The 9,216-nt window shown below is 70.6% G+C and carries 7 protein-coding genes and 1 pseudogene; 7 read left to right on the top strand and 1 reads right to left on the bottom strand.

The annotated features are described in order from the left end of the window. Nucleotides 1–340: beta-ketoacyl synthase N-terminal-like domain-containing protein (locus FNH08_RS35825; protein ID WP_152775702.1), on the bottom strand; the 340-nt coding region annotated here is incomplete at its 3' end. A 603-nt stretch (nucleotides 341–943) separates the two neighbouring features. Between FNH08_RS35825 and FNH08_RS54165 the strand changes: the two are divergent. The 7 genes and pseudogenes from FNH08_RS54165 to FNH08_RS35790 form a co-directional block, all read left to right on the top strand. After that, a pseudogene (locus FNH08_RS54165) lies at nucleotides 944–1,134 on the top strand (IS5/IS1182 family transposase); the annotation flags it as partial. Nucleotides 1,135–1,497: 363 nt separating this feature from the next. Then, the gene (locus tag FNH08_RS35815) at nucleotides 1,498–2,772 is read left to right on the top strand and encodes a glycosyltransferase (RefSeq protein ID WP_322726034.1); all 1,275 of its coding nucleotides are present in this window, start codon (nucleotides 1,498–1,500) and stop codon (nucleotides 2,770–2,772) included. A 26-nt stretch (nucleotides 2,773–2,798) separates the two neighbouring features. Further along, nucleotides 2,799–3,461 (top strand): class I SAM-dependent methyltransferase, encoded by a 663-nt coding sequence (locus tag FNH08_RS35810; RefSeq protein WP_152775700.1) that lies wholly within the window; start codon nucleotides 2,799–2,801, stop codon nucleotides 3,459–3,461. Between the two features lie 39 nt (nucleotides 3,462–3,500). Next, nucleotides 3,501–4,703 (top strand): DegT/DnrJ/EryC1/StrS family aminotransferase, encoded by a 1,203-nt coding sequence (locus FNH08_RS35805; protein WP_152775699.1) that lies wholly within the window; start codon nucleotides 3,501–3,503, stop codon nucleotides 4,701–4,703. Between the two features lie 90 nt (nucleotides 4,704–4,793). Next, entirely contained in the window at nucleotides 4,794–6,257 is a 1,464-nt protein-coding gene (locus FNH08_RS35800; protein ID WP_152775698.1) for an NAD(P)/FAD-dependent oxidoreductase, read from the top strand. A 53-nt stretch (nucleotides 6,258–6,310) separates the two neighbouring features. Next, nucleotides 6,311–7,849, top strand: coding sequence for a GMC oxidoreductase (locus FNH08_RS35795; protein ID WP_152775697.1), 1,539 nt, complete (start codon nucleotides 6,311–6,313; stop codon nucleotides 7,847–7,849). A gap of 26 nt (nucleotides 7,850–7,875) precedes the next feature. Beyond that, nucleotides 7,876–9,213, top strand: a complete 1,338-nt coding sequence (locus tag FNH08_RS35790; protein ID WP_322726033.1) for a UDP-glucose dehydrogenase family protein — start codon at nucleotides 7,876–7,878, stop codon at nucleotides 9,211–9,213. Nucleotides 9,214–9,216 lie beyond the last annotated feature (3 nt).

Below are 9,216 nucleotides of genomic sequence, written 5' to 3'. Positions count from 1 at the left end.
GAATTCCGGCGTCCTCCAGCGCCTCCCAGGCCAGCTCCAGCATCAACCGCTGCTGTGGATCCACCATCACGGCTTCGCGCGGTGAAATGCCGAAGAATCCCGGATCAAATCGCTCGACCTGGTCGAGGAATCCGCCGTAGTACTTACCGGCACCCGTACCGAACCGCTTGGCGGGAACATCCGCGAGGGCGTCCGAGCCTTTCCGGAGCATGGACCAGAACGCATCCGGATCTGAGGCCCCGGGCAGCCTGCAGGATAGGCCGACTATGGCAATTCGGCCACTGCCTGACGCGGTTTCACCGGTGTCGTTCGTCTCCGTGCAAAGATACTCATTTGACATGTGATCATGCCCCGTGACCTGACCGGACCTTGCACTCACGCACGGCCTCGGTGAAAGTGCGGGATGTCCGCTTCGCGGCTGTCTCGTGACTGCCTATCGCCGGTGAGATTATCTCGATGTGACTACTGTAATCACCAGTGTTGAGCCACCTGGATTGATGTCGAATCCAGTAAAATGGCCCCTCAAAATTTGAGCTTTTCCTGAGGTTCGACTTGAATCCGTCATTGGCACTCGATTGTCGACGACGGGCAGGCCCGCGAGCAGCGTCAGGAGACCTCAGCCCGCTGTTCCCCGAAGAACGCTGCGCGCAATCCCCGGCCGCTCCCGGCAGTTACCTCTTCCGTGACGGCGTGTGCGAGCTGCTCCTGCACACCCTGACGTGCACGGACAGCGGATCCCGGAAGCGGCCGCGGCCACCGGCATGAGCGTGTGCCTGTGCCCCGTGGATCCTTGCGCCGTCACAGGGCCGACAGGCAGGTGGTTAACCACGGCAAGCGCGCTGTTGAGATCAACATCAAGGCGGCAGACCGCCGGGATCACGGTCTCAGGGGGCTTGCGGAAAGATCTTCGTGTGGCACGGTGGGCATGTACCTGATCCCATGCAGCCCGAAGGTGGATCCGAGTCCGCTTGACCGTGCACGTCCCGGACTCGAAGCATCGGGCGCCGGCCGACGCGCACGGCACCCCGCTGCGGGTGTCGCATACCGGCGGGTACCGCAGTCGACGTCACCCAGCTTCTGCCGCTGGTCGACGGGCTGCCGCCCGTCCGGGGCAGCGGGTCCGGCCCCGGGCGCGGGCTGCCGCCGCTGGATGCGTCAACTCAACGGCTGTCCTCGGACGCCTTCGTGATCCACGTCGTTGGTCGCTGTCGCTTCAGGCCAGGAGCCGACGGACGTCGGCGCTCCACTCGTCGGCCGTGAGGTGTGGCCTTGTCCACCCGCCGGTTACCCGCCAGTGGAAACACCCAACTGGGACCCGGCACGGTGGTCGCCTAGGTTCGGTGCGGAGCGACGCGGAAAGCGCCGAACACTCGGGAAAACACCAAGAGCGACGGCACATCATGACGTGGCCGACGGTCCGGGGGCGCGTAACGCCCGACTTCCCGCCCCGCTCCGCCGAAGTCGCCGAACGTCGCTTCCGTACGGAAAGGAATGGTTGTGCGCATTCTCTGCAGTCTCGCGCTGTCGCCGTCCAACGCACGCGCCCTGTTGCCGCTGGCACGCGCCGCGGCGGAGGCAGGGCACGAGGTCACCGTGGTCTCGCCGCCGGACATGGCCGACGTCTTCGAGGGCGAGAACATCCGCGTCCTGCCGCTGTTCACCGACATGGCCGAGATCGTGCTCAGCCTGCTGCACCAGAAGCGCATCGACTTCTCGCCCGCCGACCCGTTCTCGGCGCAGACCCTCCTAGCCACCGCCTGCGGTCCTCACGTGACTGACGCCTACCGTCAACTCCTGCATGTGGCGGAGGAGTTCAAGCCGGACATCATCCTGCGCAGCGGCGTGGAGTTCGCCGGCTGCCTGGTCGCCGAGACCCTCGGCATCCCGCACGTCACCGCGCCCTCCGGCGGCGGCCAGTACCTCGACGCGAAGCTGGCCCTGGCCGAGCTGAACCTGCGCCGCGCCGAACTGGGCCTGCCCGAGAGCGACTCGGCGGAGGCGATCCATGCCCACGGCCGCTTCGACTGCATGCCGCCCGAGTACGCTTTCAGCCCCCATGAGATCGACGGCACCTTCGCCTACCAGCAGCCGTCCGCCATCGTGCGCACCGAGACCGGACCCGAGTGGCTGCGCGACCTCCCCGGCGACAAGCCGCTCGTGGTGGTCTCCAGCACCAACGTGTTCGCCTCGCTGATGCACAGCGCCGTCTTCCCGCGGATCCTCACCCTGTTCCTCGACGGCATGGTCACCGGACACCTCTTCGAACGCATGGACATCCAGGCCGACCCGGCACTGGTCGTGGACGCCCTCATGCCCGGCGACGCCAACCCGCTCACCACCATCGTCAAGGGCCTCTCCCAGGTGGACTGCACCGCTGTCGTCGCCACCCGCGGCATGCCCGTGGACCCCTCCGCCGTCGGCACCAACGTGCACCTCTTCGACAGCATCCCGCAGCCGCTGCTGCTGGAGACCGCCCAGCTCCTGTTCACCCACGGCGGCTACAACAGCGTCCGCGAGGCCGTCCGGGCCGGCGTCCCCATGGCCGTGCTGCCCGAACTGAGCGACCAGGCACACAACGCGAGCCGCGTCGAACAACTCGGGCTCGGGCTGCGGGTGCCCAGTGCCGGAGCCGACGACGTCGCCGACACCGTCAACCGGCTGCTGAGCGACCCGAGTCACACCCACGGGGTGCGCGGCGCGCAGCGGCACATGCTCGCGCTGCCCCAGGTCACCGCCGCCGTCGACCACCTCGTCGCCCTCGCCGGGCGCTGAACCTCAATCGAGACAGGAGCAGCCAGATGGACTCGCAGTTCCTCCGCGCTTTCTACGACCTTGCCTCGTGGATCCGGCTCGCCCCGCTGCTGAACGGCCCGTACCTGCCGTTCTCCGTGTGGTCGCTGCGACCCGGTGCACTGATCAAGCTGCTCGACGACATCACCCTCGGCGACCGCAAGGTCCTTGTCGAGTGCGGCAGCGGCACCTCCACGATCGTGTTCGCCCGCTACCTCGCCCAGCGCGGATACGGCAACGTGCTCTCCCTGGAACACGACGAGAAGTGGGCCCGGTGGGTGAACAACCAGCTGGCGCAGGAGGGCCTGAGCGAGGTCGCCCGCGTCGTGCACGCCCCGCTCGCCGAGCACCCGGCCGCCGTCAAACACGTCGAGTGGTACGAGCCGCAGACCGTCGCCGACGAGGTCGGCGCCTTCACCGACAAGCACGGCCTGATCGACCTGCTGCTCGTCGACGGCCCGCCTGGCTGGGAGCAGGGCCGCAAGATGGCCCGCTACCCGGCCGTACCCGTCCTGAAGGACCACCTCGCCCCCGGCGCCAGCGTGATGCTCGACGACGTCCAACGCTCCGAGGGCGTGGAGATCACCAAGCGCTGGGAGGAAGAGTGCGGGCTCACCATGCAGCTCGACCCGTACGGCACCCGCACCGCGTTCGGCTCCTACCCCGGCTGACCTCCTGTCCCGCGGCGACCACCCCGAGAAGGAGAGGCCATGCTGGCTCTGAACGGCGGGCCCAAGGTGCGGACACATTCCTTCCCGCGCTGGCCCGAGTACGACGAGACCGAGAGCCTCGCCCTCGCCCGCGCCCTGCAGCAGGGCGAATGGGGCCGGCACGGCGGAAAGGAGGTCCAGGCGTTCGAGCGCGAGTTCGCCGAACTCCACCAGGCACCGGCCGCGCTCGCCGTCACCAACGGCTCGCACGCTCTCGAACTCGCCCTGGAACTCGCCGGGATCGAGCCCGGTGACGAGGTGATCGTCCCCGCCTACACCTTCGTCGCCACCTCCACCGCCGTCCAGCGGCGCGGGGGCGTCCCGGTGCCGGTCGACGTCACCCCGGACACCTTCTGTCTCGACCCGGCCGCCCTCGACGCCGCCGTCACAGACCGCACCCGTGCGGTGATCCCCGTCCACATCGGCGGCCACGTCGCCGACATGGACGCGATCACCGCCTGGGCCGGGGTCTGCGGCGTCACCGTGATCCAGGACGCCGCGCAGGCCCACGGCGCGACCTGGCACGGCAAGGGCCTCGGCACCCTCGGCTCCGTCGCCACCTTCTCCTTCCAGAGCACCAAGGTGCTCACCGCAGGGGAGGGCGGCGCCCTGCTGCTGCCCGACGAGGACACCTACGAAAACGCCTGGATACGGCACAACTGCGGCCGCACCCGCCAACTCCATCTGGCAACCGCATCATCCAACTTCCGAATCTCCGAACTCACCGCGGCCCTGCTGCGCGCCCAACTGGCCCGGTTCAACGACCAGAACGCCCGGCGCGCAGCCCGCTACACTGAACTGGCCGCCGCGCTCCGTGAGATCCCAGGCATCCGGCTCCAGGGCCGCGACCCGCGCTGCACCAGCACCCCGCACTACATGACCACGTTCATCCTCGACCAGGACGAACTAGGCGGGCTCGACCGCGACACCGTCACCCTCGCGCTGCTGATGGAGGGCATCCCCGCCTTCGGCAGCCACCCGCCCCTGTACCGCACCGACGCCTTCTGGACCGGCGCCACCGAGGGCACCCAGCCCGAAGACATGGCCGAGCGCTGCCCCCACGCCGAACGCGTCGGCCGCGACGGCGTGCTGATCCCGCACCAGGCCCTGCTCGGCACCCGTCAGGACGTCGACGACGTCGCGACCGCCGTGGCCAAGGTCCTGGCCGAACTGCCGCGCACCGGCACCACCCCGGCCGCCTGACGATCGCCGGAGCCCGACGACCCCGACACCGACACCGACCCCGCACACCCCACGCCCGGCGCGGCGGTACACAGGATGGGAACGAAAGCGATGACCAGCGACTACCCGGACAGCCGGACCTTCGAGGTCCTCGTCGTCGGCAATGGTGTCCTCGGCCTGTCCCTGGGCCTCACCCTCGCCCGCCGAGGCACCCGGGTGGCTGTCCTCGGCCGCACCGACCGGCCCTGGGCCGCATCCACCGCCGCCGGCGCCATGCTCGGCACCTTCGGCGAGGTCACCTCCACCCTCGTCGCAAGCGAGCAGGGCCGAGCCAAACTCGACCTCGGCGTCCAGGCCACCCGGCTGTGGGACGACTGGCTGGACCAACTGTCCGAGGAGACCGGCGAGGACGACGAACTGCGCTGCGCCGACGGCACCGTGATGCTGCTGAACTCGGTGGGCGTGCCCGGCATCGACTCCGCCAACTACGCCGCCATCCGCAGGACCCTCGACGAGTACAAGGAGCCGTACGAGGACATCGACCCGGCCGGCCTCGGCTGGCTCGACCCCGACCCGCTGGCCCGGCCCCTGATGGGCATGTACATCCCGGGCGAGCACGCCGTCGACGCCGGCCGCCTGCTGGCCCGGTTGCAGACCGCGTACCTGAAGGCGGGCGGCACCCTCCTCGACGGCTTCGGCGAGAGCGTCGTCACCCACGGTGACCGCATCGACGGCGTCAGGCTCACCAGCGGCGACACCCTCATCGCCGGCCAGGTCGTCCTCGCCGCCGGAGCCGCCTCCCAGACACTCCTCGACACCGTGCCCGCCCTGAGCGGCACGATCCCGCGACTGTGCGCCGGAGTCGGCGTCTCCGTCGTCGCCCGCGTCAAACCGAACGTGACCGGCCCCACCAGCGTGCTGCGCACCCCCAACCGTGCCTTCGCCTGCGGTCTGCACCTCGTGCCGCGCGGCCAGGGCCACGTCTACCTCGGCGCCACCAACGCCATCGAGCCCGAGCCCGCCGACGTGCCGTCCATCCGCGACGCCACCTTCCTGCTCGGCTGCGCCCTGCGCCAGCTCCGCCGCGACCTCGACACCAGCGGCATCGAGAAGATCCAGGTCGGCAACCGGCCCGTCGCCTTTGACGGCTTCCCGCTCGTCGGCAGCGCCGGACTCGACGGCCTGTGGATGATGACCGGCACCTACCGCGACGGCCTGCACCTGTCGCCGCTGCTCGCCGACGAGATGGCCCGCAGGATCCTCGGCGAGAACACCCGCCACGACCTGTCCGTGTTCCAGCCCGTCCGCAAGCCCACCCAGGCCCACAGCCGCGCCGAGATCGTCGAGACCGCCGTCACCCACCTGCTCGCCACCGGATACGAGGACGAGTGGCGCATCCCCAATGCCTGGCCCGCCGTCATCGAGGCCCAACTGCACGCCGGATTGACCAAGTTCTCCGACGACCTCGACCACGAGTGCACCCCGCCGGCCGAGATCCTCGTCAAGGCCCAGATGAACCCGGACTTCGCCCGACAGGTCCGCCAGTACTACGCCGCCAGCCGCGCGGTCCACTGACGCGGGCGCCACGCCTCCCCCCACCGCACGAACAGAAGGAGAGTCGCGCCACCATGAGCTGTCCCGAACGTCCGCTGACGGTCGACCTGCTCGTCGTCGGAAGCGGCCCGGTGGGATCGGCCATCGCCCGCCGCGTGTACGACGCCGTACCGCACGCCCGGATCCTGATGGCTGACCTCGGGCCGTGCCTGACCGGGCAGGCCGGGCTGCACCTCGGCAACCTGCCCGCACCGGAACGGGCCGCGGCCCAGGCCCGTTCCCAGGGGCGTGATCCCGAGACCGCGCCCGGTGAGGACGGCGCCCTGGTGAAGAAGTACGCGGACTGCGGCACGCACCTGGTGCGGCCACGACGCGACGACGATCCGGAGCAGTTCGGAATGCCCGCTGCGGTCCTGTCCAGCAACATCGGCGGCATGGGGGTGCACTGGGCCTGCACCGCCCCCCGCCCCCTGGACACCGAACGGCTGCCGTTCCTGCCCGGCGAGGACCTCGACGCCTCCCTGTCTGTCGCCGAGAGCCTGCTGAACGTCACCTACGACGCCTATCCCGCCACCGATGCCGGCGACCTCGTGCTCAAGTCGCTTGGGCAACTCTTCGACGGCGACTACCCGGTGGGCCGCGGCGTCGGCACCATGCCGCTCGCCTGCACCCCCCGCCTGGGACGCCGGCCGCTGTGGGCCGGACCCGACACCGTCCTCGGCCCGCTCGCCCACGCCGACGCCAGCGCGGGCGACGGACGCTTCCGCATCGCCGACGAGACCATGTGCCGGCGTCTGCTGTTCACCGGGCGCAGGATCACCGGGGCCCTCCTTGAACACCTCCCCACCGGCACCGAGTTCGCCGTCCGGACAGGCGCCGTCGCCGTCGCCGCGGACGCGCTGCGCACCCCGCAGCTGCTGTGGGCCTCCGGCATCCGCCCCGAGGCCCTCGGCCGCCACCTCAACGACCAGCCGAAAACGGTCAGTTCCGTTCACGTCAAGGACGGCCCGACCGCAGGCCTCGCGGCCCGCGGCACGGTCGAGTTCGGCGGCGACATCCGTGACCTGGAGACCGGCCGCTTCCGGGTGCCGTTCGCCGACCCCGGCCGCCGCAGCCACGGCCAGGTGATGACCATCGACACCTCGCCGCTGGAGGGCGTTGACCCGGCGCTGTTCGTCGGCATGGTCTGGTACGGCGCCAAGGAGATCCGCGCCGAGGACCGCGTCGAGTTCTCCACCAGCGCGGCCGACGCCTACGGCATGCCCAGGATGACCATCCACTACGACCTGACCGAGCGCGACCTCGCGGGTGCCGAACAGGCCCGCGCGGACCAGGAGGCCGTCGCCGAGGTGCTCGGCGGCGAATTCCTGGAGCGACCCGAACTGTTCCCCGCCGGCAGCTCCAAGCACTACCAGGGGACCGTGCGCATGGGCCCCGCCGACGACGGCACCTCGGTGTGCGACACCGACAGCCGCGTCTGGGGCTTCGACAACCTATATGTCGGCGGCAACGGGGTCATCCCGACCGCCACCGCCGTCAACCCGACGCTGTACAGCGTGGCCCTGGCCGTCCGCGCCGCGGCGTCCATCAGCGCGGGGCTCATCGGCGTCTGATCGCAGTGAAGCAACGGAGAATCGAGGTGGCTGCCGTGCACCGCCACACCATCGCCGTCATCGGCACCGGCTATGTCGGACTCACCGCTGGCGCCTGCCTGGCGCAGCTCGGGCACCGGGTGGTCTGCGCCGACCTGGACCCGGTGAAGGTCGCGGAACTCAACCGCGGCGACGTGCGCATCCTGGAGGAGGGCCTGCCCGAGCTCGTGCGCGCCGGGCTCGACGCGGGCCGCCTGCGCTTCGTCATCGGCGCCGCCGACGCCGTACGCGGCGCCCGCACCGTGTTCATCTGCGTCGGTACCCCCACCGGGCCCGACGGACGCGCCGATCTCACCGCCGTGGACGCCGTCGTCGAGGAGATCCGCCCCCTGCTGGAACCCGACAGCGTCCTGGTCACCAAGTCGACCGTGCCGGTCGGCACCGCGGCCCGTATCACCGCCGCCCTCGGCCGCACCGATGTCGGTGTGGTCAGCAACCCCGAGTTCCTCCGCGAGGGCACCTCCGTCAGCGACTTCCTCCAGCCCGACCGGGTCGTGATCGGCTCCGCCAGTCCGTGGGCCGCCGCGCAGGTCGCCGAGTTGTACGCCGGAGTCGACGCGCCCGTGGTCCTCGCCGACGCGGCCAGCGCCGAAGTCGTCAAGTACGCGGCGAACTGCTTCCTCGCCGTCAAGCTGTCCTACGTCAACACCCTCGCCGAGCTGTGCGAACAGGTCGGCGCCGACATCGGCCGGGTCACCGCGGCCCTTGGCCAGGACCACCGCGTCGGCGGCGCGTTCCTGCGTCCCGGACCCGGCTGGGGAGGCTCCTGCCTGCCCAAGGACACCCGCGCCCTGCTCGGCACGGCCGACTCCTTCGGCATCGACTTCCCGCTGGTACGGGCGGCCATCGACACCAACGCCCACCAGCAGACCAGGATCGCCGCGAAGATCTCCCGGTTGTGCGGCGGCACCGACGGCTCACTTGCCGGCGTGCGGATCGGGCTGCTCGGCCTCACCTTCAAGGCCGGCACCGACGACCTGCGTGACTCGCCGGCCCTCGCCATCGCCACCGAACTCGCCCGCCGCGGCGCCGAACTCACCGCCCACGATCCCGCGGTCCCCGTCATCCGGCACGCCGAACTTCCCGCCGGCATCACCGTCGTCGACGACCCCCACCAGGCCGCCAACGGCGCGTCCGGGCTGGTCCTGTGCACCGAGTGGCCGCACTACCGCGGCCTGGACTGGACCCGTGTCGCCGCCGGCCTGCACCGCCCCGTCGTCGTCGACACGCGCAACCACCTCGACCCGCGCGCCCTCAGTGCGGCGGGCCTCGCCTGGCACGGCACCGGCACCAGCCCGGTCGAGCCCGCCCTGACCCCCGTATAGACC

This window comes from Streptomyces spongiae (genome assembly GCF_009377185.1).
GTDB classification, from domain to species: Bacteria; Actinomycetota; Actinomycetes; order Streptomycetales; family Streptomycetaceae; genus Streptomyces; species Streptomyces spongiae.
Note: the sequence above shows the minus strand (reverse complement) of the source record. Positions and strands in the feature narration are given on the sequence as shown.

What these genes read in the sequence shown, in the direction of transcription:
- FNH08_RS35810 (WP_152775700.1), top strand. Translation starts at nt 2,799, where the DNA reads ATGGACTCGCAGTTCCTCCGCGCTTTCTACGACCTTGCCTCGTGGATC.
- FNH08_RS35805 (WP_152775699.1), top strand. Translation starts at nt 3,501, where the DNA reads ATGCTGGCTCTGAACGGCGGGCCCAAGGTGCGGACACATTCCTTCCCG.
- FNH08_RS35800 (WP_152775698.1), top strand. Translation starts at nt 4,794, where the DNA reads ATGACCAGCGACTACCCGGACAGCCGGACCTTCGAGGTCCTCGTCGTC.
- FNH08_RS35795 (WP_152775697.1), top strand. Translation starts at nt 6,311, where the DNA reads ATGAGCTGTCCCGAACGTCCGCTGACGGTCGACCTGCTCGTCGTCGGA.